Consider the following 24,659-nt stretch of genomic DNA (forward strand, 5'->3'; position numbering starts at 1 on the left):
TACTCCCTGCAGGGGGTACCGGGCCGGCGGCGTTTAAGGGTGCGTCAGGCGCGCATGCGGGCGACGACGTCGTCCACAGGCCCGTCCATAATGACCCTGCCGTGCTCCAGCAGGACACCCCGCTTGCAGATCCGGGAAACCAGGTCCAGGTCGTGGCTGACCACAACGAGGGTCTTCCCCTCCCCCGCCAGTTCCTTGATCTTGTCGATGCACTTCTTCTGGAAAGGCTCGTCGCCCACGGCCAGAATTTCGTCCACGAGGAAGACCTCAGGGTCGGTGTGGACCGCCACGGAGAACGCCAGGCGAAGGTACATACCGGAGGAATAGAACTTCACCTCGGTGTCGATGAACTGGCCGATCTCGGAGAACGCGACGATGGAGTCGAACTTCTCGTCGATCTCCTGCTCGGTCATACCCAGGATGGCACCGTTCAGGTAGACGTTGTCGCGTCCGCTCAGGTCATGGTGGAAACCGGCGCCCACTTCGATCAGCCCCGCTACGCGTCCACGCGTCCCCACAGTCCCGCTGTCCGGGTGCATAACGCCCGAGATGTGCTTGAGCAGGGTTGACTTGCCGGACCCGTTCAGCCCCAGCAAAGCAACGGTCTCGCCCTGCTCAACTTCAAGGGAAACATCCTTGAGCGCATGGAATTTCTCCGACAGATCGCCTTTCCGGCCCTTGATCAGCCATACAAAGGCTTCCTTCATGGAACGGGTATGCCGCAGCACAAACTGCTTGTTGACGTTGCGGATTTCGATGGCATTAGCCATTTTTAGAGCTCCTGGGCGAAACGGCCTTCAAGGCGGCGGAAGACGAACTGGCCGATTATCAGCACCAGCAACGATACTGCCAGCCCGATCGGCAGCCATTGGGACAACAGATGCGGCGGTATCGGCTCTGCTCCATCGGTGGTGGGAAGCCAGAAAGCAAAGTGGAAGGATTCCACGGCGACGGTCAGCGGATTGAACTGATAGATCGTGAAGGCGACATCCCCGAGCTTGTCCCGAACCATCATCCAGGAATACAGAACCGGAGAAGCCCAGGTCGCGATCATCAGCAGCATGTCCACGAGGTTTTCCGCGTCCCGGAAGTACACGTTGACCGCACCGAACAGAAGGCCCAGCCCTGTCGCGAGGAGAGCGACGATGACGAACCCAACCACGGCCGAAGCCAGCTGCAGCAGGGACGGCCGCCAGCCGTTGAAGAAGCAGGCGACTATGAGGATCACAATCTGCGGCACGAAATGCACGGCTGAGACCCAGACGGAAGCCACCGGGAACAATTGCCGGGGAAGATAGATCTTCTTGATCAGGCCTCCGTTACCGACAATGGAACGGGATGCATTTCCCAGCGCCTCGGTAAAGAAGTTGATCAGCACAATGCCGGAAAACAGGTAAATGGCATAATTGGGCAGCCCCCTGGGGTTGCCAGGGCTCTGTTCAAGACCCAGGAACACCCCAAGCGCGATGTAGAAGACGACAAACTGCACTCCGGGCTTGACGTAGGACCACAAGATGCCGAGGACTGATCCCCGGTACCGGACCTGCAGCTCTTTTGCCACCAGGAGCTTGAGCAGGAATCGCGACCGGACTACGTCAAGAAGGCCTCGGCCCATCCCCGGCCGGGTCATCGCCGTCGACGATGACCCGGCCCCAGAGTCACTCATGGGTGCCCCGCCTAAGCATTCTTGTCCGTTCCCGGGTCCACAGCCATGGCAGCGAATGTCTCGCTCCATGCCGCCGGGGAAGTGTATTCGGGCAGCTCGTTGCGGTATTCAACGGACAACCGGTCCCACTTCTGCAGAAGCTCCTTGTGCAGCTTCAGGCTGCGGGCAATCATTGCCCGGAACTTCTCATTGTCCCGCTTGTACCAGGATGCTCCGGTTCCGTCGGCTGAAGACACCAGGGCAGAGTCCAGCTGCGACAGCCTCCACCACCGGGCATCCATTGCCGGCACAACTGCTTCCGGATGTTCCAGGGCCTTGTCCCGCACGGGCATGATCTGCCGCGCCGCACCGGTTACCGCCTTGGTGAAGGCTGCCGGCATGCTGCGCGGTGCCGAAGGCATGATGCCCCGCTTGGGGGGCCGAACCCGCTGCGTGGACGGGAATGCTCCCACGTCGGTGGAGACCTGCGCGTCGGAGAATTCGCTTCGGCGCTTCCGGATCTCCGGCAGCTTGGTCTTAATGGTGTCGTGCAGGTGTCCGGGACCCTTCAGCACATCCTCCAGCGCTTCAAGCCGGAGCTCCACCGCTGAGTACTGCATGGAAAGCAGATGCCGCACGTCGACGGCGAAGCTCTCCTTCATGAGGTTTCCGCCCTTTTTGTACGGCGAGTAGATCATTGCCGCGACCCACCGGTTGCGCTGGTGGAAGTACGCCTGCCAGTCGATGGTGTCGTCCTTCTCCGTCCAGGGCATGTGCCACACAGCGGCGCCCGGGAGGGAGACCGTCTTGTAACCGCATGCCTTGGCACGGATGCCGAACTCTGCGTCGTCCCACTTGATGAAAACGGGAAGGGGAAGGCCGATGTCCCGGATGATCTGGGTGGGAATCAGGCACATCCACCATCCGTTGAAGTCAACATCCGCGCGGCGGTGCATCCACGGCGTGGTGCGGAGGTTGCTTGCGCTGAAGTCGTGGCCTTCCTTGGTCTCCTGGTTCGGACCCCAGTAGAAGCGCCACTCGTTGATGCTCTCGCCGAAGGTATGCAGCACCGAGCGCTCGTAGAGGTTGAACATGTGCCCGCCGACGATGGTCGGGGTGCGGGTGAAGTCGGCGAACTGGACGGCCCTCAGGACGCCCTCCGTCTCGACCATCACGTCGTCGTCCAGCAACAGGCAGTAGGTGCTCGTGCCGTCGTTGATGGTTTCGTACATGCCGCGCGCAAATCCGCCGGAACCGCCCAGGTTGCCCTGCTCCACCAACCGGAATTTGTCTCCCAGTACTGCCGCGGCTTCCTCATAGCCTTCCTCATCGCGGACCTTCTTGGTGCCCTGGTCCGTGATGATCAAGCGGTCCATGACCGCCAGGAGCTCTTCGGACTCGGCGAAGGTGCTGAGGTGGCGGACACAGAAGTCCGGCCTGTTGAACGTTGTGACGGCAATCGAAACAGATCCCGGTACAAAGCCTTCCGGCTTCGGTACCGACCACTGGGCGTTCAGGAGATTGACGCTGGAAGCGTGCGAGACCAGGTCAAACCAGTACCAGCCGCCGTCGCCGAACTGCTTGAGCGGCAAATCGATGGACAGGACGCCGCCGGTTTCCGTGGTGAGGCTCTCCACGCGGTTGGACGTGCCCCGCGCCGAGGAACGGTACACAACGACCGTTGCTTCGGCATCGGTCTCCACCGTCAGCCGGACCTGCTCGACATCGGTGTGCGCACGCCAATAGCTCGCCGGAAATGCGTTGAAGTAGGTCCCGAAGGATACGCGGCTGTGCTCCGAAAGCCGGACCTCGCGGCGGCCCGTGATGAAGTCGGACCGGCTGGATGCGTTGCCGGTGACGGCGCTTACAGCCGCGCCGCTGCGTGAGTTGCGTGAGCTTTCTTCTACGACGCGCTGGGCGGAGTTGAAGTCCACGTAGAGCGGCAGGGTGTCCATGTCGCCGTCAACCGGCAGGACGATCCGGTGGACCGTTTGCCACTGGGTGTCGGCAGCCGTCTCGGCCACCTCAGTTTTGGTCTGCGTTGCTGTGCTCACGCGTCAACTCCTCCGCTTTCAAGTTTCGCTCCACCGGTGAAGTGGGGCTTGATCTTATTGTCGTACATCGACAATGCCGAGCCGATCGCCATGTGCATGTCCAGATACTTGTAGGTGCCGAGCCGTCCGCCGAAGAGGACGTCCGTTTCGCCCTTTGCGAGGTCCCGGTATGCAAGCAGCTTTTTCCGGTCCTCCGCCGTGTTCACGGGGTAGTACGGCTCGTCGCCCTTTTCCGCAAAGCGGGAGAACTCCCGCATGATTACGGTGGCGTCCTTGGTGTAGTCGCGCTCGGGGTGGAAGTGCCGGAACTCATGGATCCGGGTGTAGGGAACGTCCTCGTCGGGGTAGTTCATGACCGAGGTTCCCTGGAAGTCCTCAATCGGAAGGACTTCCTGCTCCAGATCGATGGTGCGCCAGGACAGGTCACCTTCGGCGTAGTCGAAGTAGCGGTCGACGGCGCCGGTGTAGACGACCGGCACCTGGCCGCGCGTAGCGTCGCGGGAGAACTCGTGGTCACCGAAGAAGTCCGTCTCCAGGTGCACCTGAATGTTGGGATGATCGGCCATCCGTTCAATCCATGCGGTGTAGCCGTCTACCGGCAGGCCCTCGTACTTGTCGTTGAAGTACCGGTTGTCGTAGTTGTAGCGCACGGGCAGCCGGCTGATGATTTCCGCCGGCAGGTCCTTGGGGTCCGTCTGCCACTGCTTGCCGGTGTAGTACTTGATGAAGGCCTCGTACAGCGGGCGGCCGATCAACGAGATGCCCTTGTCGTTGAGGTTGGCCGGGTCGGTTCCGGCAAGTTCCCCGGCCTGCTCCTGAATCAGTGCCCGGGCCTCGACCGGGCCCATGGAGGACCGGAAGAACTGGTTGATCGTGCCCAGGTTGATGGGCATGGAGTACACCTCGCCCTTATGGCTGGTGTAGACCTTGTGCACGTAGTTAGTGAAGCCGGTGAAGCGGTTGACGTATTCCCAGACCCGCTCGTTGGAGGTATGGAACAGGTGCGCACCGTAACGGTGCACTTCAATCCCTGTCTGCGCTTCGTTCTCGCTATAGGCGTTGCCGCCAATGTGGTGGCGCCGGTCCAGGACAGCGACTTTCAGTCCCAGTTCCTTAGCGGCACGCTCGGCTACGGTCAGGCCGAAAAAGCCCGACCCTACGACGACGAGGTCAACGTTCACATTTACTCCTGTATATTTCCGGTACGCCCCAACCGGGCAGGCACCCGACGGTCAAGGTTATCCGAGATTTCGGCTTCAGGCATTTTCGACGGGGCGCGGCCGCCGTCAGACGGCGCCTCCCGGAGCGTCCTGCCGCCGTAGCACCGGCGTTTTGGCAGTACGGCCGGGACGTTAGTTATTGCCCCAAGAGGCAAAGTGACGCGGCCGAACCGGATCTGTTCCCCGTACTGCAGTTTACTGCGCCCGGCATTGCCGTCTGTCAGGGGCCGTCCTGTCCTCCACTGCCGCATTCTGCGCGACCCCTGTCCCGGGCAGCTGTGCGGCCGGGGTACGGGGAGGCCTGCAGCCCTAGCCTTTCTCCATCCGCTCAACGAGTCGAGGAGGGCCCCTTGCTGCTTCATGTAACCCTTGCCGCTGCGCCGGGCAGCCCCCCTGGGCCTGTGGGTGGGAGATGGAGCCGACGTGAGGTGGTGATCGAGTTAACAGGTGCTGCCGGCAGCCACGATGTTCAGGCCCGGCTCGCTGAGCGCTACGGCGCGTCCTGCTTCAGCATCGGGGGATTACCGCTGCACACGCTGAGCCCCGGCCGCGCTCCTTTTGTAAACGGGGCCGTCATTGTGTGCTCCGCCGGCAGCTCCGGACCGCCGGGCGGCCGCACTGCACGCGGGACGTCGGAAACGGGGACGGCCTCCCTGCTGATGGTTGTGTGCAGCGGACCCGACGCCGGGGGCATCACGCCCCTGCAGCGGGGCACCTACCGGATCGGGCGCCTCGGTTCTTCCGAAGCCCGGGCCGAGCGGCGGATAGGCATCTGTGACCCGGCACTTTCCCGGGACCATGCCCTGCTGGTGGTCGGCACCGATTCTGTTCAGGTGCGAGACCTTGGTTCCGCCAACGGCACCTGGGTCGATGGCAGGCGCATACGCGAGGCTGTCGTGGACACCGGCTCCGTGCTGCGGTTCGGCTACAGTTCCTGCCGGTTGGTGCTGCCTGCCGCTGTTCCGGACCCCGAAGCGGCCCCCGCTGATCCCTTTGAGCCGCAGACCGTACAGCTTTCCGAACACGCACAAAAAACCGGCCTCCTGCTCTTGGGGGCGCTCCTGCCGCTGGTCCTGGGCGTGGTCCTCGCCTTGGCCACCGGGATGTGGATGTTCCTGGCCTTCAGCGCGCTGTCCGCCGTGACCGCTATGGCAGGGGCTGCCGGGGCACGGCGCAGGCGCCGGGAACAAGCTGCTGCCATCGCCCTGGCTGCCGCAAAGGATGCCCGCGGGCGGCACCTGGCAGCTCCGGACCCGGGAACCATGGCCCTGGCCGCCGTGCTCGGATCAACGGGCCGCTTCATCAGCGGGGTGCCGGCTCCGGTTGCTGCGCCCGCTCCTGCTGCGCCGCAGGGCCCGGCAGCCGAATACCCGGTCCGCATAGGCATGGCACCCCAGCCCGCAAATGTGGTGCCTTCCCCTACCGCACAGCGTTTTTCTGCTCCGGTGATCCCCGACGCCCCCGTAATCCTCCGGCTGGGCAAGGACCGCGACATCTGCCTTCAGGGACCGGAGGCTGGCGCGCTGTGCCGGACTATCCTCCTGAACGCCGCATCTAATGCGGCTGCCGGCTCAGCCCTGCGCGTTGTATGCGCCGGCCGTCCGCCGGACCTGGAGCCGGCCGCACGCTTCCTCCCCGGCGTTACTCTTGCAGCGCTTCCCGATCCAGGCCCGCCCGCACTGCCGCCTGCCGCGGCACTTTTGCGGTCGCATCTGGAGCAAGCAGCGCCCGAGGCGGAAGCTGCCGTTATTGTGCTGTGCATCCCCGGCGCTTGGGCACTGTACGCCCAGGACCTGGCTGCCGCCCTTCCCGGCCCCCTGCGGGCCCGGATATGCGTCATCCGGCTCGGCGGCGGTCCCGCGGCGTCAACGGTGACTGTGTCATCCGGGCGGGGAACCCGGAGCGACGGCCCGGACACGCTGGAGTTCATACCGGACCTGGTGCAGGCCGCCGGCTTCGAACGCCTCAGCCGGGCAGCGGCACTTTCCCGGCACGCGGCCCCGGCAGCCGGCGGCCATGCTGACGCAGGGCGGGAAGATACCGGCCGGATTCCGTCGACGGCCGCCTTTGGTGAGTATCATCCCTCCTCCCCCGACAAGCTCCTGCGCGGCTGGAAACTCCCTCCCGGCGGCGCCGGGGCAGTTGTCGGAGTATCTGCCGCCGGACCAGTCACCCTGGACCTGGAAAAGGACGGCCCGCACTTCCTCGTGGCCGGAACCACCGGCTCGGGCAAATCCGAATTGCTGCGCAGCTTCGTCGCATCCCTGGCGGCCCGGGAGCCGCCCAGCGGCGTAACGTTCCTGCTCATCGATTTCAAGGGCGGTTCAGGCCTGGCACCACTGGCAGGCCTGCCGCACTCCGTGGGCCTGCTGACGGATTTGTCGGCCGGGAACGTATCCCGCGCACTTACGTCCCTGCGGGCCGAAGTCCGGCGGCGCGAAGCGCTCTTCGCCGGAACCGGAGCTGACAGTATCGCCGCCTACAACGTCCGCCCCGGGCCTGCAGGCACTCTTCCCCGCCTGCTCGTGGTGGTTGACGAATTCCGGATGCTGGCTGACGAGGTGCCCTCCGCCCTGCCGGAACTCCTGCGCATCGCCGCCGTCGGACGGTCCCTTGGCCTGCATCTGCTGCTGGCAACCCAGCGGCCGCAGGGAGCAGTGACCAGCGACATCCGGGCGAACATTGCCACCACCATTGCCTTGCGGGTCTCGTCCGCTGCCGAATCCCGCGATGTCCTCAATTCCGACTGTGCTGCCGGCATCCCTTCCGCCCTGCCGGGCCGGGCCTTCATTGCCAGAGGCGGTGGGCAGCCGCTGGCCTTCCAGTGTCTTTCCACCGTGCAGCACCCCGGCGGCAGCGGAATTGCCGTGACGGATCTGGCAGAGTACCTCCTCGCTCAACAAGAGGGCCCCCGGGAACCGTCCGCCGCCGCCCCGGATGCCCTGCAGGCCTACTGCTCGGCAGTCCGGCGTGCTGCGGAAAGGGGAACCTATCCGTCGCCCTTCCGCCCGGTTCGGCCGCCGCTCCCCCGGACCCTCACCCGCGAGCTCAGCGCACAAGCAGCCGCGGCATCGGCTGGGTGCGGTGCTTCCTCAACCGGGACAGTCCTGCTCGGGCTGCTGGACGACCCTGAAAACCAGAATCAACGGGAACTGTCCTGGCATCCGGGCACCGACTCCCATCTGGCGGTACTCGGTTCGCCGCGGGCCGGAACATCCGACTGCCTGCAACTGGTCACCTCCGGACTGGTGGCGGCCCAACCAGGCCGGCACCTGTATATCCTCGACGCTGACGGCAGCCTCGCCTGGTTGGCAGGTGCCGGGCAGACAGGCGCCTATGTGGGCCCGCAGGACACGAAACGCGCAGCACGCGTGCTCGCCTTTTTGGCCGGTGAAGCAGTGGCCCGGATGGCTTCCGCCGGAGGCGCCACCGCCGGCGGAAGCCACACTTCCCGGGCAGCCGAGATTACCCTCGTAGTTTCCGGATGGGCACGCTGGAGCACAGCCTTCCGTTCGGGGCGGGGCCTGGCGGGCGAAGATGACCTGGCGGACCTCGTCCGGGACGGAGAACGGGCGGGTATATGCGTAGTCATCGCCGGTGAGCGGGAACTGCTCAATTCCCGGTGTTTCCCGCTCATCCCCAACCGGTTGTTTTTTCCCGCAGATGCAAGCGCAGAGACGCTGCTGCTGTGGCCGCGGCTTCCGGCCATGGACCGCATCATCGGCCGCGCCCTGGTCCAGGGACGGATCGGAACGGCGGAAGGCCTTGCCGCGCAGCTCCTCGGACCGGAGCCGCACTCCGGGCTGCCCGGGTTGCCTGACGGGGTCCCTCCCCCGCACCGGATAGAGCCCCTGCCCGCGTTCGTTGCACCGGAGCGCCTGACAGCGCAGACCCGCACCGATTCCGTGGCAGTGGGTCTATGCGGAGATGAGCTGGGCACGGCCGCGGCGCAGATCCCCCGGGGGTCGGTTTTCCTAGTGGCCGGCCCGCCCGGGTCGGGGCGCACGTCTTTCCTGCGCCAGATGCAGCGGGCGGCACATCCCTCATTGGATATTTTTTCCGGAAACAGTGCCGAGGACTTCCAGGAAAACCTCGACGTGTTCCTGGCGGCGCCCGGAACCGGCCTGGTCCACCGCCTGCTGCTGCTGGTCGATGACGCTGATCTGCTGCCGGCTCCGGTCCACCGCAGGCTTGCCGAGCTGCAGTCACAGGGCGCGCGGCTCGTGCTGGCAGCCGCATCCGGACCGCAGCTGACGGCCCGGGTGCCGCTGGCCCTGCAGGTCCGTTCGGCACCGCGGGGAGCACTCCTGTGTCCCGCGTCGCCCGTGGACGGGGATATCTTCGGCATCCGGATTGATACCGCGGTCAGGCGCCCTCCGGGCAGATGCTTCCTCGTGGAAGGAACACAGTCCGTGGAAGCCCAGACGGCCTATCGGGACGAATGAGGACCTTCACACGGCTCAGAAGGTTTTGGCGCCGTCGGTCAGCCGGCTTGTGTGGGCAAGTACGGGCTTGGTGAACAGCAGCACCAGCACGGCCGCGGCCGGCAGGAGCATCGCCAGGCCGGCGAGGACCAGTCCCGCCTGAAGCGTGGGAACGGCGATGATGACCACAAAGAGCTGCCAGACCACCGCTGCCGAGCGGGTCCACCGGTATCCGCGGAAAAAGAAGTGGCCCACGGCGAGCAGCCACACCGCAAGTGCTACAGCGAAGACCAGGGTGAAGATAGCCCCGCCCATGGACAGCGGCGTTGAAGTCGCAAGCTCATAGCCGTACCAACCGGCGAAGGCGAGGAGGCAAAGCGCTTCCAGTGCGAGAACGGCAGAGATCACCAGGACGGCCGGGGTGCGTTTTGGTGTGTTTGGGGGTGTTGACACATAGGCAGAATACCGGAGACAGGCGCCGCCGGCGCTCCCCCCGCCGGTTAGTGGCGGACAGTGCAGCCCGCAGTACGCTGCAGCACCGTGGCCGCCGGAGGGACCGCGCCGTCCCGGCAGGGCCCCGGTACAAAACACCCGTACTGTGATGCATCCCTCAGCACTGTGGCCATAATTTACGCTGCTTACCCCTTGTTTGCTTTGGCCTGACGTGCCACGCTAGATACAGGGAAATCAGGGGCCGAGACCGGCCCCTTTAGTTTGTAGTTGCTCGTGAATGTTTTCACAAACACGTAGGAGTCAACTCTTCAGAGGAGATAGTGATCAACATGGATTGGCGGAGCCGCGCAGCTTGCCTGGATAAAGATCCGGAGCTTTTCTTTCCCGTGGGCAACACAGGCCCGGCTCTTCTTCAAATCGAAGAAGCCAAGAGTGTATGCCGGCGGTGCCCGGTCATCGATACGTGCCTGCAGTGGGCCATCGAAACAGGCCAGGACGCAGGTGTCTGGGGCGGCATGAGCGAAGACGAGCGCCGCGCACTGAAGCGCCGCGCCGCCCGCGCACGCCGGGCCTCATAGCAGGACTTTCCCGAACGCCGGGTACGTCAAAGGGCCGTTGCCTCGCAGCAACGGCCCTTTTGCGTACCCGGTGTCTTTGCTGCCGGGTCCGGTTGGAACTGCTCAGGTGCGCCGGTACTCGGTATCGAGCCCCATTTCGATGGTGACCTGGGTGCCGCTGTTTTCGCCGGCGGACCACTCGATGGTCCCGTCGAGTTCGCTCTGGACCAGGGTCCGGACAATCTGCAGCCCCAGACCCTCCCTCCGCGGTCCCGGCGGCAGGCCCACGCCGTCGTCGGACACAGTGACGGTGAGCCTTTCCTCGCGCCCCGCCGGGCCGTGGCGACGGGCAGACAGGCCCACGGTTCCGCGGCGGCCTGCCAGTCCGTGCTCGACGGCGTTGGTCACCAGTTCGTTAATCACCAGGGCCAGCGGCGTAGCGAGGTCGCTGGGCAGTTCACCGAATGATCCTTCCCGGCGGGTGCGCACTTCCTGCGTAGGGGAAGCCACCTCGGCGGACATCCGGAACTGGCGGTCGATCAGCTCGTCAAAGTCCACGTTTTGCGTCAGTCCCTGGGACAGTGTCTCGTGCACCAGGGCGATGGTGGAGACGCGGCGCATGGCCTGGGCCAGCCCCTGCTTGCCTTCCTCACTCTCCATCCGGCGGGACTGCATCCGCAGCAAGGCGGCCACGGTCTGCAGGTTGTTCTTCACCCGGTGGTGAATCTCGCGGATGGTGGCGTCCTTGGAAACCAGTTCCATCTCCCGGCGGCGCAGCTCCGAAACATCCCGGCACAGCACCAGGGCACCGAAGCGTTCCTTTTCGTCCCGCAGCGGAATGGCCCGCAGGGACAGGCTGACCCCCCGGGACTCGATCTCGGTGCGCCACGGCATCCGGCCCGTAACTACCAGCGGCAGCGTTTCGTCCACCATGCGCCGGTCCTTGAGCAGGGCCGTAGTGATTTCTGCCAGGGAACGGCCTTCCAGCGTTTCCATGTCCCCCAACCGGCGGAACGCGGACACACCGTTGGGGCTGGCATACTGCACAATCCCCTCGGCATCCAGCCGGATCAGGCCGTCGCCTACCCGCGGAGCTCCCCGGCGCGATCCGGTGGGCGTGGCGAAGTCCGGCCACAGCCCCAGGGTTCCCATCCGCAGCAGGTCATAGGCACACTGCCGGTACGTCAGCTCCAGCCGGGAGGGCATCCGCGAGCTGGACAGATCCATGTGTGAGGTCACCACTGCCAGGGTCCGTCCGTTCCGTACAAACGGGATGGCTTCCACACGCATGGCCGTCTCGGCGGTCCAGCTCGTTTCACTGGACCGCTCGATGTGCTGGCTGCGCCATGCTGTGTCCACCAGCGGCTGCAGGTCGGCCCGGATGCGCTCCCCCACGAAGTCGCTGTGGAACACGGTGTGCGACGTCGAGGGGCGGGCATGGGCCAGGGCCACGTACCCGCCCTCGGGAACCGGGAACCACAGCGCCAGGTCGGCGAAGGCGAGGTCTGCCACCATCTGCCAGTCCCCCACCAGCAGGTGGAGCCATTCGGCGTCCCCCGGACCGAAGTCGGCGTGGTCCTTGATCGGGTCGGTAAAGATTGCCACGTGTACTCCGGACTAGCGGCGGACGATGGAACGCAGCAGGCGCAGCGCCACGGACAGTGAGGCCATGTCGTCCTGCTCCAGGCGGTTCACCTCGTTGAACATCTTCGTGGCACGCTGCAGGTGGTCTGCGTTTTCCTCTTCCCAGGTTTCCATGCGCTGTACCGGATCGGCCGCGTCGAGCTCAGGCGTTGCTTCCAGGGCAGCCGTGGTCATGTCCGCGACAGTCGAGTAGAGGTCGTCACGCAGGGCAGCGCGGGCCAGGGCCTGCCACCGGTCATCCCGGGGCAGCTTGGTGATCCGCTCGAGCAGGTCATCGATGCCGTAGCGGTCATAGACCGCGTAATACACGGCTGCCACGTCCGCCGCGGGTTCCCCGGCAGTCCGGCTGACGCGGGCGACGTCGAGGAGCCCGAAGGATTCGAACTGCTCGGCCCAGTAGCTGCCCAGGGCAGCGGGAACGTCCAGCTCCCGGGCCTTGTCCTCCAGCTCCTGCACCCGCGCTGCGTCGCCGCCGCGCAGATAGCGGGTCAGATCCGAAAGCAGCGGCCGCACCACCGGCTTGTACGCCTCGATGTCCTCGGCAATGGTGGTGCCCCGGCTCACATGGTTCACGAACCAGCGCACCGCGCGGTCCAGGAGCCGGCGCAGGTCCAGGTGCATCATGGACCAGGTCTGGGTGGAGAACCCTGCCGGCAGGGCGCCGAGTTCCGCAAGGACGCTGTCCACGCCGTAAATCTCCCGCAGCGCGGTGAAGGCGCGTGCTGCTTCGGCTTCGGTCGCGGACGTTTCCTCGATGATCCGGAAGGCGAAGGTGATGCCGCCTATGTTGATCATGTCATTGGCGACCATGGTGGAGATGATCTCGCGGCGCAGCGGGTGGGTGTCCAGCTGGTCCCCGAAACGCTCCACGATCTGCTTCGGGAAGTACCGGCGCAGGGTGCCCGCAAAGTAGGGGTCGTCGGCCAGGTTGGAGCGTGTGAGTGCCTTGGTCAGTTCGATCTTGGCGTAGGCAGCCAGCACAGCCAGTTCCGGCGAGGTCAGTCCCTCGCCGGCGGCGATGCGCGCATGCAGTTCCTCGTTGGTGGGCAGTGCCTCCAGTTGCCGGTCGAGGTCTGCGTGCTCTTCGAGCCAGTCCATCAGCCGCTCAAAGCTCGGGCTCCATTCCAGGACCCGCTGCCGGTCATTGAGCAGCAGCATGTTCTGGTCGATGTTGTCCTGCAGGACCAGCTGTCCCACCTCATCGGTCATGGAGTGCAGGAACGCGGCGCGTTCCGCCGGGTCCAGCCGTCCGGCTGCGACCATCCGGTCGACGAAGATCTTGATGTTCACTTCGTGGTCGGAGCAGTCGACGCCGGCGGAGTTGTCGATGGCGTCGGTGTTAAGGATGACGCCGGCGCGGGCGGCTTCTATGCGGCCGCGCTGGGTCATGCCCAGGTTGCCGCCTTCGCCCACCACCTTGACCCGCAGGTCACGTCCGTCCACGCGGATCGGATCATTGGCTTTGTCGCCGACGTCGGCCGAGGTTTCGCCGGAGGCCTTTACATAGGTACCGATACCGCCGTTGTAGAGCAGGTCTACGGGTGCCTTCAGGATGGCCTTCAGGAGTTCCGGCGGGCTCATCTTGGTTACCGAATCGGCGAGCCCAAGCACCGCGCGGACCTCGGGCGAGAGCGGGATGCTCTTGGACTGCCGCGGGAAGATCCCGCCGCCGGCACTGATCAGCGTCTCGTCGTAGTCCGCCCAGGAGGAACGGGGCAGTTCGAAGAGCCGGCGGCGTTCGGCGTGCGATGCGGCCGGGTCCGGGTTGGGGTCCAGGAAAATGTGCCGGTGGTCGAACGCGGCCACGAGCTTGATGTGTTCGGACAGCAGCATGCCGTTGCCGAACACGTCACCGCTCATGTCGCCCACGCCCACCACCGTGAAGTCCTCGGTTTGGGTGTCGATGTCCAGTTCGCTGAAGTGCCGCTTGACCGATTCCCAGGCCCCGCGGGCGGTGATGCCCATGGCCTTGTGGTCGTATCCGACCGAGCCGCCGGAGGCGAAGGCGTCGCCCAGCCAGAAACCGTACTCCGCCGAGATGGAGTTGGCGATGTCGGAGAACGACGCCGTGCCCTTGTCGGCAGCGACCACAAGGTAGCTGTCGTCCCCGTCGTGGCGGACCACGCGGGACGGCGGAACCACTTCCTCGCCGGTTTCCGTGACCACGAGGTTGTCGGTCAGGTCCAGCAGGCCGCGGATGAAGGTGCGGTAGCTGTTTTTGCCTTCTTCCATCCACGCTCCGCGGTCCACGGCGGGATCAGGCAGCTTCTTGGCGTAAAAACCGCCCTTGGCGCCGGTGGGCACGATCACGGCATTCTTGACGGTCTGCGCCTTCACCAGGCCAAGGATTTCAGTGCGGAAGTCCTCGCGCCGGTCAGACCAGCGCAGTCCGCCGCGGGCCACTTCACCGAAGCGCAGGTGCACGCCTTCAACCCGCGGGGAGTAAACCCAGATTTCATACTTCGGGCGCGGGAACGGCGCACCGTCAATGGCGCCGGTGTTCAGCTTGAAACTGACGTATGCCTTGTCCTGGTAGAAGTTCGTGCGCAGGGTGGCGTTGATCAGGGTGGCGAAGGTCCGCAGCACCCGGTCGGCGTCGAGCGTGGGAACCTGCTCAAGGCCGGCCTCCAGTGCAGCGCCTGCCTGCTCGACGGCGTCACGGCGCTCTTCTTCGGTCAGGTCCGGGTTGAAGCGGCCTTCGAACAGCGCGATCAGGGTGTGTGCGACGTCGGGATTCGCCAGGAGCGTGCCGGCAACGAAACCGTAGGAGTTGGCGGTGCCGACCTGGCGCATGTACTTGGCGTACGCACGCAGGATCACCACCTGGCGCCAGTGCATGCCCTGCTGCAGGATCAGCCGGTCAAAGGCGTCGGACTCGGCGGTGCCCGACATACCGGCACGGAAGGCTTCGGCCAGCAGCGTACCGGTCTTCAGCGGGTCGATGCCCGCCGGGTACACCAGGCCCAGGTCATACAGGTAGAAGGTGGTCCCGTCGCCGCGCCGGATCTCGAACGGCCGCTCGTCCAGGACTTCGAGGCCGAGATTGTGCAGGAACGGCAGGATCTGGGTCAGCGACTTCGGCTCGGTGAGGTACAGCTTCAGCCGGGCGTCCGCCTGTCCCTCGCCGTCCCTGTCCTCGGGAACATAGACGAAGAGCTCCGGCGCCGTGTCTGGCCGGGCAACGCGTGCCTCGAACCGGGCAATGTCCTCCATGGCGTCTTCGACTTCGTACGCCACCCGGTAGGCGGCAGGGAAGGCATCTGCCCACAGGGCGGAAAGCTTTTCCGCTTCGGGCCGCGCGAATTTGGTGCGGACCACTTCTTCGATGCCCTCGGACCAGGACCGGGTGGCCGTGACCAGCCGTGCCTCCAGTGCCGCGGTATCGACGTCGGTGATCTCCCCGCCGCGCGGGAGCCGGATGCGGAAGAACAGCCGGGCCAGCGCGGACTCGGTCATCCGGGCCTCGTAGTCGATGGACTCGGCGTTGAAGGTGGCGCGCAGCTCGTCCTGGATGCGCAGCCGGACCGGCGTCGTGTAGCGGTCGCGCGGCAGGAACACCAGTGCGGACATAAACCGGCCGTAGATGTCCGGGCGCAGGAACAGCCGTGTGCGGCGCCGTTCCTGCAGCCGCAGGATGGCCAGGGAGGTATCCAGCAGTGCGGCCGGATCGATCTGGAACAGTTCGTCGCGCGGGTAGGTCTCCAGGATGGAGAGCAGGTCCTTGCCCGAGTGGGAGTCTGCAGGGAATCCGCAGCTGCGCATCACGTCGCGGACCTTGTCACGGACAATGGGGATGCTGCGGACGGATCCGGTGTAGGCACCGGTGGAGAACAAACCGATGAAGCGGCGCTCACCGTTGACGTTGCCCTGCTCGTCAAAGCGCTTCACGCCCAAGTAGTCGAGGTAAGCGGGGCGGTGCACGGTGGAGCGCGAATTGGCCTTGGTGATCACCAGGGCACGTTTCTCGCGGGCTTTGGCCCGGCCCGCCCCGGTCAGCCGGTGGATCCGGCGGGAGGAGGACTGCCGACCCAGCAGGCCCAGGCCGCTGCCCTCGGTGGGCCGGAGTGCGTCTTCGCCGTCTTCGGTGATCAGGTCATATTCCCGGTAACCCAGGAAGGTGAAGTTGCCGTTGTCCAGCCAGGTCAGCAGTTCCCGGGCCTGCTGCAGGTCGGGAATATCGCGAGCGCCCGGAATGGTCTCCAGTGAGCGGGCAATCTCGTGCACCTTGGTCCGCATGGCGGGCCAGTCGGACACCGCTACGCGGACGTCGTCTAGGACTTTCCGAAGGCCCTCAACCAGCTGGGTCCGCTTTTCTTCATCGGCAATCCGGGCCACCTCGACGGCGATCCAGGACTCCACCCGGGTGGTGCCGCCGTCCCCGCCCAGCAGGTCGGCCAGATTGGGGAGGGCTGCGGTGTCCCCGCTGGACACGCCGGCGGCAGCAGGTACGCGCCGCACCTGCTGCAGTCCGCCGGTGACCGCATCGCGGGTGGCAAGGAAAATGGGGTGGACCACCAACCGGATGGCGGCGTTGCGGCGGACCACTTCCGCCGTGACGGAGTCAACGAGGAAGGGCATGTCGTCCGTGACGATGAGGATGACGCTGGTATCCCCCTGGTCCACGACGTCTACGGCAGCGGTTCCCTCCGCCCGGGTCAGGGCCAGCTCCATATGCTTCTGGGCCCGCTCCCGCAGTACCGACGGCGGGTACGCCTGGGCATCTTCACGCGCCAGATGCTCGTAGTAGTTCCCGATGAATTCATCCAGGGAAGTGTCCGAACTTAAAAGATCCGCCATGCTGGATCCTGACGACATGTAATACGCCTCCGATAGTACTTACGTCAGGCTGCCCCTTTGCAGCCTCCTCGTATTGAGCCTAGCTCTGAATGGGTGAAAGGTCACTTTGCGCTCCTGCCGCGCCGCCGGGGCCGCCGCCGGGAAGCCTGCACACCCGCCAGCTCTGCAACCGCAGCCCGCAGCGCCGATGCCGGAGCGGTTTCCAGCAGGGCTGTTCCGGACAGCAGGGCGGCGTCGGCGGCGTCGTAATCCGCCGGCAGGAAGGCAATGATCTCCTGCCCGGGGCCGAACCGTTCCCAGGCCCCCTGAAGCTGGTTTTCCGGGTTCCTGCCCACGGCGGAGGCGCGGACTTTGTTGAGCACAATCTGCGGCCGGGCAGCGGGAACGGCGGCGGCCAGGTCCGACAGCGCCCGGACCAGGCGGGGCACGCCCACCGAATCGGCCGCGCCGACCGCGTAGAGGGTGTCCGCCGCTTCGAGCACCAGCAGCGTTGCGGCGTTGCGCCGCGGCGCCATGGTGTCGAAGCTCAGTTCCTCATCACTTTCCAGTGAGAATCCACAGTCGATAATGATCTCGTCCACCATCCTGCGTGCGGCGGCCAGGACACCTGCGAGCGCTGCCGGGCGCAGCTCAATCCAGCGGTCGGCCCGGGTAACGCCGGTCAGCACCGGCAAGCGGTGCCCCCGCAGGGAGACGTCCGCGCAGATCCGGGCAAGGGCAGCAGCATCCAGCATGCCCTGGTCCGCGAGCCGGCAGGCCTGCGCAAGGCCGGCAGACTCATCCAAAAGCCCCAGGCTAACCGCCACGCTGGACCCGTAGGTGTCGGCGTCGACCAGCAGCACGCTCCGCCCCGCCGCTGCGGCTTCCGCGGCCAGGTTTACCGCCAGCGTGGTGCGTCCCGGTGCGCCCGTGGGGCCCCAGACAGCGGTGACGGTGCCGGAACGGACGTCCGGCTCCTCTGCTGCCGGTGCACCGCCGTCGGGTGCCTCAATCCCGGTGCCGAAGGAGGCCGCCGGGTCGGCAAGGGCAATGCCGGCCGCCAGGCCGCGCCCCGCACCGGAGTGTTCCAGCGCCTGCACCGCCGTCGAGATCAGTCCGGCCAGCGTTTCGGCCTGCACAGTGCCGGGCGCGTTGGTGATGCCCATGGCCTCCAGCCGCTGGCGGAGGAGGAAATCGTCAGCGAGCGCGACCAGGGCCACGCCCGCTGCCCCCAGCCGTTCCGCGAGGGCAGCAGTCAGTTCTGCGGTGTCGCCCGCGACGACGGCAGCACGGACGATACCGGTCTGCGAGAGCGCTACCAGTTCAGTCAGTTCCGCGCACCGGCGCACCACCGTCACCGGTCCCTGCAGGCGTTCCAGCCCGTCCAGGACACCGGCGGTGGCGGCCCCGACGGTGGCTACGGGGATGTTCACTTGCCCGCGGCGGGATTGGACACCACAGTGACCTTTGCCTGGTTGGAGAGCGCGCTGAGCAGCAGGGGCAGGTCCGAGTCATCCACCAGCACCAGCAGTTCAGTACTGCGGTTGGCCCCCAGCGCTGACTCGGTAACCGTCAGCTCCGATATTTCCGCCGCTTCAATCAACCGCTCCGGTTCCTCAAAGCCGTTCTGCGCGTTGGGCATGGAAGCCCAGATATCCACCCGCGAACCGGTTTCCGTACTGGCCGGCAACGGGTCCTCCACGCGCAGGCCAACCGGTTTGCGGTCCAGCGTGGCCGGTTCAGCCAGAGCCGACAGGGCCACCAGCTCACCTTCGCGGAGGACTGTTCCCGCCACCACGTCAGGGGGTACTCCTTCGGAAACGGTCAGGTATCGCTTTTCCGCTCCGCCCAGCCGGACCGGTACGGCCACGAGGTCCTCGCCGCGGACCGGGCTGCCGGGGGCTATGTCGTGCCGGACGGCGTACACCTGCGTGGTCCTGTCCGCGCTGTCGACCAGGGCGACCACGCCGGCCACGGATCCCAGCACCAGGAGCACGCCCAGCAAGAGCCTGGGGTCGCGCCAAGAGGGTTTCCGCAGCCGGGCTGCGGCCGGCGCGGGACGGATGGTGCGGCCGGCGGCGGGACGGTACGCCGTTCTCAGGCCAGTCTCCGTGCCCGCACTGCTGCCGCCCTCGCCCAACCTCTGGCTCATGCTCCCCCGATTCCCCTTGCCCTTCCGGGCAGTCCCGATAGCCCCCGCCGGTGATGCTCTTTACCCCTGCGGACCATGCTCTTTACCCGCCCGGGCCCTGCTGGAGCCATTGTGGGGTACCTGCACCCGGATTGAAACGGTGTTCCCCGCGGGAAGCGGTATCTGTGGATAACCACGGAGCCGGTTTTCGCTGATGCCAGACTGGTGCTGCTGATGTACAACGGGTGGAAGCCGCAGTGGTGCGGTGTGAAAGGTGAGTGCCGTGGGCGAGAAGAGATTCCTGACGCTGGCCGATGTCGCCGAGGTACTGAACATTTCCTCCTCGCAGACCTACGCCCTTGTACGCAGCGGGGAGCTGCCGGCCATCCAGATCGGCGGCCGTGGCCAGTGGAGGGTGGAAGCCCAGCAGTTGGAGGAGTACATCTCCCGGGCCTACCGCAAGTCGGCGGCAGCGGTCCGCCAGGGCATACCCGTGGAGGAGAACAGCACCCCCGGGGCCTAGCCGCCAGCGTCCCTTGGGGCCACCTGGCGCCTTCGCGTCTTTCCAGCACGCATCATTCCAACACCGGCGTCATTCCAACACCGGAGCTATTCCCACCCGGAGTCCCGGGACAGGACCGCGGCAACAGACGCCGTCGGCAGGACGTACATGCCCGTGACGTTGCTGCTGCGCCTGGCGCCGCCGCCCGGAACCGCTGCCAGTTCCAGGAAATCGCCGCCGACCCGGTCGATGGTGCCGTGCAATGCTGTTTCGGCGGCTGTTCCCGCGCAGCGGACAGTGACGGTACTGCGGTCCCGTGCTATCCCGCGCAGCGCCGAACCCAGACCTAGGTGCACGGCCCCCGCCTGCAGAGCGGCATAGCGGTCCATGCCCCGAATCCAGGCCACGTGTGACAGGACCACCAGCACCTGGCCGCCGCGCTGCTGTTCCAGCACCGCCCATCCGGTCCCCGTCTGCCGCAGGGTTCCCTCCGCCCTGCCGGCCAATCCCAGATCAAAAACCAGGTGTTTTCCGGACTGGCTGCGGAGCCTGTCCTGAAGACTCACGCCCTGCACTTCGATGCGGACGCGCTCGGCGATCTCGTCCTCGGCTTCAAGCGCGGCAGACGCGGCCATCTGTGCCTCCATGTCCCTGAACAGGGCATCCCATCGCATCGGCCAAGGCTAGCCTCCAGCGGCCCATGGTGACCACTCTGGACACTGATGGAAGCGAAGTGTAGACACGACCATCACACGGGCCAGACGACAACAAGAGCGTCTATTCCCGCCGTAGATGCACCACCACTCGTCAACGGCAACAACATGCAACACACGAACAAAATCGACCCAAACGGCAACAAATCACCCAAACAGCAGCAAAGGACCAACAAGGACCAAAGCGGCCTTAACCGGGACTCGTTGCAGGGCAAAGCAAAACGAACATTTACGGAGGGTGCAATGGCAGCATCGATTGTCCGTTCCGGCCCGGGGCCGGACGCATTCATTGCCGGCGGTGTTGCTCTGCTGGGCGCGTTCCTCCTGTGGTGCGGGGCCGTGCTGCTGCCCTCCGCAGCGGCGGCCGGTCACGCCTTGTTTTCACGCGCAGCCGCGCCATCCTCCGTTTTTTCCTTCCTCGCGGGTTTCGGTGCCGCTGCCGCAGGCATCCTGCTGACGTTGTGGTGGGTGCTCGGATCGCTTTGTGCGCTGGTCGGCTGCCTGCTGCATCGGGCAGGCTTTCCTGCCGCCGGCACCCGCGCACTGTTCCTGGCCCCGGGGCCGCTGCGCCGCCTGGCCGCTGCCCTGCTGGGGTTCTCCCTCGCCGCCGGGTCCGTGCCGGCCGCGGCCCTAGCGGTTCCGGAGGCCGCCGCCCCGGCCGCCGCCTCCACAGGGGCTGCTGCTGACCCAGCCGGCGCGGCTGGGCCTGCTGCCGGCACGGAGCCGGGAGCGGGCGGTACTGCAGACGCGGTGTCCCCCCTCTGGCGGCCGCTTCCCCCGCAGCCTCCGGGTGGCGGCCTCCTAACCGGGACGCCCCGGCAAGAAACGGGTCAGGTGGTTGTAGCGGCTGGAGATACCCTCTGGTCTTTGGCCGGGCAGCAACTCGGTCCGGGCGCCGGCGATGCCGAGATAGCAGCGCTCTGGCCGCGGTGGTACGAGCTGAACCGGGAAACCATCGGACTTGATCCGGGCCTGATCCACCCCGGTCAGATACTCACGGCACCACCGCTTTAGTGACCGCTTCCCCTGCAGCCATCCTTCATCCCCGCACTTTGGTGTTCCATCTCCCCGCTAAGGACCACACCATGACCAGCGTGATTTATCTTCCGGCCCCCGAAGCTCCGGTTGCATCCGAGGCCGGAAACAGCGCCCCACCCATAGCCGTTTACCGTGCTCCCCTGCAGGACCTGCTCCCGGCGCCCGTACCTGCCTCGCCCAGGGAAACCGCAGTACCGCCGGCACCTGCTGCCGGGGAACCCCCGGCCGGTCCCGGCAGCATGGCCGGGCCGGGCACGGAAGGTGCACAGGGAACCGCCGCCCATTGGCAGTCCGAGCCGGCCGACGATGCCCGGGTGAAGGCCATCTGCCAGTCCGTAGCACTGGCTGCCCTGGAGGTGCTGGGCGGGGTTCGTCCACTGCAGCAAATGTCCCGCTGGCTGGATCCCGAAAACTACGAGCGGATGCAGCTGCGCGCCAACCTGGTGCGCGGACTGCGGCAAAACCCTGCGGGGCGGTCCCGAACGGCTCCGGATCCGCAGCAGCTGCACCGCGGCGTCCGTATCAGGTCCTGCCGGATCTGCCCCGTAGCGGAAGGAATCTACGAGGGCGCAGTAGTGGCGCTGGAAAACGACAGAGCCCGCGCCGTTGCGCTGAGGGTTCAGCTGCGGCGCGGGCTCTGGCGGGTTACCGCGTTGGAAATCGGCTAGGCCGGCCTGTTCTTAGCAGGCCTGCCTCGCGCTTACTTGCGGCGTTTGCCCTTCTTGGCTCCGGCCTTGCCGGCGGGCTGTGCTGCCTTCCGCGCTGCCGGTGCTGCCTGTGCTGCCTGCTTGGCCGCCTTGGCGCTGTCGCCTGCCGTGGTGCGTTCCACCCTGGTCTCCACGCCGCCCTGGCTGTCGGGGGCTGTGAACTGCAGGCTGGCGGGCTGCCGGGGCGCATCCAGGCCGGCAGCCTTGATCACCGGAGCGCCGACGACGCCGCGTGCATCCTTGACGCCTGACAGGGCGCTGGGTGCCGTGGCGGCCGGCTCGCTGACCTGCACGTCGGCGTTGAAGAGGTAGCCGATGCTCTCCTCGCGGATGGCTTCCATCATGGTCTGGAACATCACGAAGCCCTCGCGCTGGTACTCAACCAGCGGGTCGCGCTGCGCCATGGCGCGCAGGCCGATGCCTTCCTTCAGATAGTCCATCTCGTACAGGTGTTCCTGCCACTTGCGGCCGATTACCGAGAGCACCACGCGGCGCTCCAGTTCGCGCATGGTGGCCGAGCCCAGGGCTTCCTCGCGGGCCTGGTAGGCCAATTTGGCATCGGAGAGGATCTCGTTGTGGAGGAAGTCGCGGGTCAGCCTGGACCGGCCCCCGGCTTCCTCCACCACTTCGTCGATGGTGAGACCGATCGGGTACAGGGTCTTGAGGTTCGTCCACAGCTGCTCGAGGTCCCAGTCGTCGCCGTGGCCCTCGGCAGTAGCTTCGTTCACCACCGCGGTCACAACGTCTTCCAGGAAGAAACCGATCTTCTCCTGCAGGTCACCGCCCTCAAGGATGCGGCGGCGGTCGCCGTAGATGGCCTCGCGCTGGCGGTTCAGGACGTCGTCGTACTTCAGGACGTTCTTGCGCTGTTCGGCGTTGCGTCCCTCCACCTGTCCCTGGGCGTTCTGGATGGCCTTGGATACCAGCTTGGATTCCAGCGCGACGTCGTCGGGCATGGAGGAGCTGTTCATGATCCGCTCGGCGGCACCGGAGTTGAACAGGCGCATCAGGTCATCGGTCAGCGACAGGTAGAAGCGGGATTCACCCGGATCGCCCTGCCGGCCGGAGCGGCCGCGCAGCTGGTTGTCGATGCGGCGGGATTCGTGGCGCTCGGTACCCAGGACGTACAGCCCGCCGAGGTCAATGACTTCCTGCTGCTCGGCGGCTACGGCGTGGCGTGCCTTCTCCAGCGCTTCGGGCCAGGCCGCTTCGTAGTCTTCGGGGCTTTCGTTCGGGTCCAGCCCTCGGCGTTCCAGCTCCGCGATGGCGTTGAACTCGGCGTTGCCGCCGAGCATGATGTCGGTACCGCGGCCGGCCATGTTGGTTGCCACGGTGACGGCGCCCTTGCGCCCGGCCTGGGCCACGATGGCGGCTTCACGCGCGTGGTTCTTGGCATTGAGGACCTCGTGCCGGATACCGGCCTTGGCCAGCTGTTTCGAGAGGTATTCGCTCTTCTCGACGCTGGTGGTGCCCACGAGGACGGGCTGGCCCGAAGCATGCCGTTCGGCTATGTCCTTGACGACGGCGTCGAACTTCGCCACTTCGTTCTTGTAGATCAGGTCCGACTGGTCAATGCGGGCCATCGGCTTGTTGGTGGGGATGGGGACCACACCGAGTTTGTAGGTGCTCATGAACTCGGCGGCCTCGGTTTCGGCCGTACCGGTCATGCCGGCGAGCTTTTCGTAGAGGCGGAAGTAGTTCTGCAGGGTGACCGTGGCCAGCGTCTGGTTCTCGGCCTTGATGGTCACCCCTTCCTTGGCCTCGATCGCCTGGTGCATGCCTTCGTTGTAACGGCGCCCGGCCAGGATGCGTCCGGTGTGCTCGTCGACAATCATGACTTCGCCGTTGAGGACCACGTAGTCCTTGTCCCGCTTGAAGAGTTCCTTGGCCTTGATCGCGTTGTTCAGGAAGCCGATCAGCGGGGTGTTGGCCGCTTCGTACAGGTTGGAGATGCCGAGGTAATCCTCGACCTTTTCGATACCCGGCTCCAGGATGCCGACCGTGCGCTTCTTCTCGTCTACCTCGTAATCGGTTTCCAGCGTCAGCCGCTGGACCACCTTGGAGAACTCGGTGTACCAGCGGTTCACATCGCCGCTGGCGGCGCCGGAAATGATCAGCGGCGTACGGGCCTCATCGATCAGGATGGAGTCCACTTCATCAACGATGGCGAAGTGGTGCCCGCGCTGGACCAGTTCGGCTGCACTCCACGCCATGTTGTCGCGCAGGTAGTCGAAGCCGAACTCGTTGTTGGTGCCGTATGTGATGTCGGCGGCGTACTGCTCGCGCCGGGTCGCGGGATCCTGGTTGGACAGGATGCAGCCGCTGGTCATGCCGAGGAAGCGGAAAACCCGCCCCATCAGGTCCGACTGGTACTCGGCCAGGTAGTCATTGACGGTCACAATGTGCACGCCGCGGCCGGTCAGCGCGTTCAGGTAGGCCGGGGCGGTGGCAACGAGGGTCTTGCCTTCACCGGTTTTCATTTCGGCGATGTTGCCCAGGTGCAGGGCGGCGCCGCCCATCAGCTGGACATCGAAGTGCCGCATGCCAAGGGTCCGGCCGGCAGCTTCGCGGACCGCCGCGAAGGCTTCGGGCAGGAGGTCGTCGAGGGACTCGCCGTCGGCGTAGCGTGCCTTGAGGCGGTCCGTTTCACCCCTGAGTTCGGCATCGGTCATGCCCTTGAACTCATCCTCGAGCACGTTGATCGCGTCGGCGTAGTTACGCAGTGTCTTCAGCGTTTTCTTATCGCCGGTACGAAGAACTCGTTCGAGTAGTGATGCCACTGATTTGCTCCCAAT

General features: G+C 65.8%; 16 protein-coding genes. 5 read left to right on the forward strand and 11 right to left on the reverse strand.

Going from position 1 to position 24,659, the window contains the following annotated elements; translation table 11 throughout:
• Positions 1–44: 44 nt before the first annotated feature.
• Genes QNO06_RS12160 through glf form a run of 4 tightly spaced genes read right to left on the reverse strand, consistent with a single transcriptional unit; the run spans position 45 to position 4,880 of the window.
• Positions 45–770 carry an ABC transporter ATP-binding protein gene (locus QNO06_RS12160; RefSeq protein WP_227913724.1) on the reverse strand — a complete coding sequence of 242 codons (726 nt, stop codon included), beginning with the start codon at positions 768–770 and terminating at the stop codon, positions 45–47.
• Between the two features lie 2 nt (positions 771–772).
• Complete coding sequence (locus QNO06_RS12165) at positions 773–1,666, reverse strand: ABC transporter permease (protein WP_227913723.1); 894 nt, start codon at positions 1,664–1,666, stop codon at positions 773–775.
• An 11-nt stretch (positions 1,667–1,677) separates the two neighbouring features.
• Positions 1,678–3,699 carry a glycosyltransferase gene (locus QNO06_RS12170; protein ID WP_227913718.1) on the reverse strand — a complete coding sequence of 674 codons (2,022 nt, stop codon included), beginning with the start codon at positions 3,697–3,699 and terminating at the stop codon, positions 1,678–1,680.
• Positions 3,696–4,880: a UDP-galactopyranose mutase gene (glf, locus tag QNO06_RS12175; protein WP_227913717.1), complete on the reverse strand. Its 1,185-nt coding sequence runs from the start codon at positions 4,878–4,880 to the stop codon at positions 3,696–3,698. The genes QNO06_RS12170 and glf overlap by 4 nt, the downstream gene beginning before the upstream one ends.
• 467 nt (positions 4,881–5,347) lie before the next feature.
• Here glf and QNO06_RS12180 point away from each other — a divergent pair, with 467 nt between their 5' ends.
• Positions 5,348–9,364 carry an FtsK/SpoIIIE domain-containing protein gene (locus tag QNO06_RS12180; RefSeq protein ID WP_227913716.1) on the forward strand — a complete coding sequence of 1,339 codons (4,017 nt, stop codon included), beginning with the start codon at positions 5,348–5,350 and terminating at the stop codon, positions 9,362–9,364.
• 15 nt (positions 9,365–9,379) lie between these two features.
• Here the strand turns inward: QNO06_RS12180 and QNO06_RS12185 are convergent, their stop codons facing one another.
• Positions 9,380–9,796 (reverse strand): hypothetical protein, encoded by a 417-nt coding sequence (locus tag QNO06_RS12185; RefSeq protein WP_227913715.1) that lies wholly within the window; start codon positions 9,794–9,796, stop codon positions 9,380–9,382.
• Between the two features lie 329 nt (positions 9,797–10,125).
• Between QNO06_RS12185 and QNO06_RS12190 the strand changes: the two genes are divergently transcribed.
• Positions 10,126–10,374, forward strand: a complete 249-nt coding sequence (locus tag QNO06_RS12190; RefSeq protein WP_055239553.1) for a WhiB family transcriptional regulator — start codon at positions 10,126–10,128, stop codon at positions 10,372–10,374.
• Between the two features lie 102 nt (positions 10,375–10,476).
• Here the strand turns inward: QNO06_RS12190 and QNO06_RS12195 are convergent, their stop codons facing one another.
• The 4 genes from QNO06_RS12195 to QNO06_RS12210 all read right to left on the reverse strand — a co-directional run bounded on the left by QNO06_RS12195 (position 10,477) and on the right by QNO06_RS12210 (position 18,925).
• Positions 10,477–11,958: a sensor histidine kinase gene (locus QNO06_RS12195; protein WP_227913712.1), complete on the reverse strand. Its 1,482-nt coding sequence runs from the start codon at positions 11,956–11,958 to the stop codon at positions 10,477–10,479.
• A gap of 12 nt (positions 11,959–11,970) precedes the next feature.
• Complete coding sequence (locus QNO06_RS12200; protein WP_227913711.1) at positions 11,971–16,812, reverse strand: NAD-glutamate dehydrogenase; 4,842 nt, start codon at positions 16,810–16,812, stop codon at positions 11,971–11,973.
• Positions 16,813–16,895: 83 nt separating this feature from the next.
• Complete coding sequence (locus QNO06_RS12205; RefSeq protein ID WP_227913709.1) at positions 16,896–18,206, reverse strand: CpaE/TadZ family protein; 1,311 nt, start codon at positions 18,204–18,206, stop codon at positions 16,896–16,898.
• Entirely contained in the window at positions 18,203–18,925 is a 723-nt protein-coding gene (locus QNO06_RS12210) for a hypothetical protein (protein WP_227913706.1), read from the reverse strand. The genes QNO06_RS12205 and QNO06_RS12210 overlap by 4 nt, the downstream gene beginning before the upstream one ends.
• Before the next feature lie 262 nt (positions 18,926–19,187).
• Here QNO06_RS12210 and QNO06_RS12215 point away from each other — a divergent pair, with 262 nt between their 5' ends.
• Positions 19,188–19,427, forward strand: a complete 240-nt coding sequence (locus tag QNO06_RS12215) for a helix-turn-helix domain-containing protein (RefSeq protein ID WP_227913704.1) — start codon at positions 19,188–19,190, stop codon at positions 19,425–19,427.
• Between the two features lie 86 nt (positions 19,428–19,513).
• Here the strand turns inward: QNO06_RS12215 and QNO06_RS12220 are convergent, their stop codons facing one another.
• Positions 19,514–20,080 (reverse strand): hypothetical protein, encoded by a 567-nt coding sequence (locus QNO06_RS12220; protein ID WP_227913703.1) that lies wholly within the window; start codon positions 20,078–20,080, stop codon positions 19,514–19,516.
• Positions 20,081–20,362: 282 nt separating this feature from the next.
• Here QNO06_RS12220 and QNO06_RS12225 point away from each other — a divergent pair, with 282 nt between their 5' ends.
• Positions 20,363–21,133 carry a LysM peptidoglycan-binding domain-containing protein gene (locus QNO06_RS12225; protein ID WP_227913702.1) on the forward strand — a complete coding sequence of 257 codons (771 nt, stop codon included), beginning with the start codon at positions 20,363–20,365 and terminating at the stop codon, positions 21,131–21,133.
• Positions 21,134–21,204: 71 nt separating this feature from the next.
• Entirely contained in the window at positions 21,205–21,825 is a 621-nt protein-coding gene (locus QNO06_RS12230) for an Rv3235 family protein (RefSeq protein ID WP_227913701.1), read from the forward strand.
• A gap of 32 nt (positions 21,826–21,857) precedes the next feature.
• Here the strand turns inward: QNO06_RS12230 and secA are convergent, their stop codons facing one another.
• The gene (gene secA / locus QNO06_RS12235) at positions 21,858–24,644 is read right to left on the reverse strand and encodes a preprotein translocase subunit SecA (protein ID WP_227913699.1); all 2,787 of its coding nucleotides are present in this window, start codon (positions 24,642–24,644) and stop codon (positions 21,858–21,860) included.
• Positions 24,645–24,659 lie beyond the last annotated feature (15 nt).

Source organism: Arthrobacter sp. zg-Y20 (genome assembly GCF_030142075.1).
Classification (GTDB): Bacteria; Actinomycetota; Actinomycetes; order Actinomycetales; family Micrococcaceae; genus Arthrobacter_B.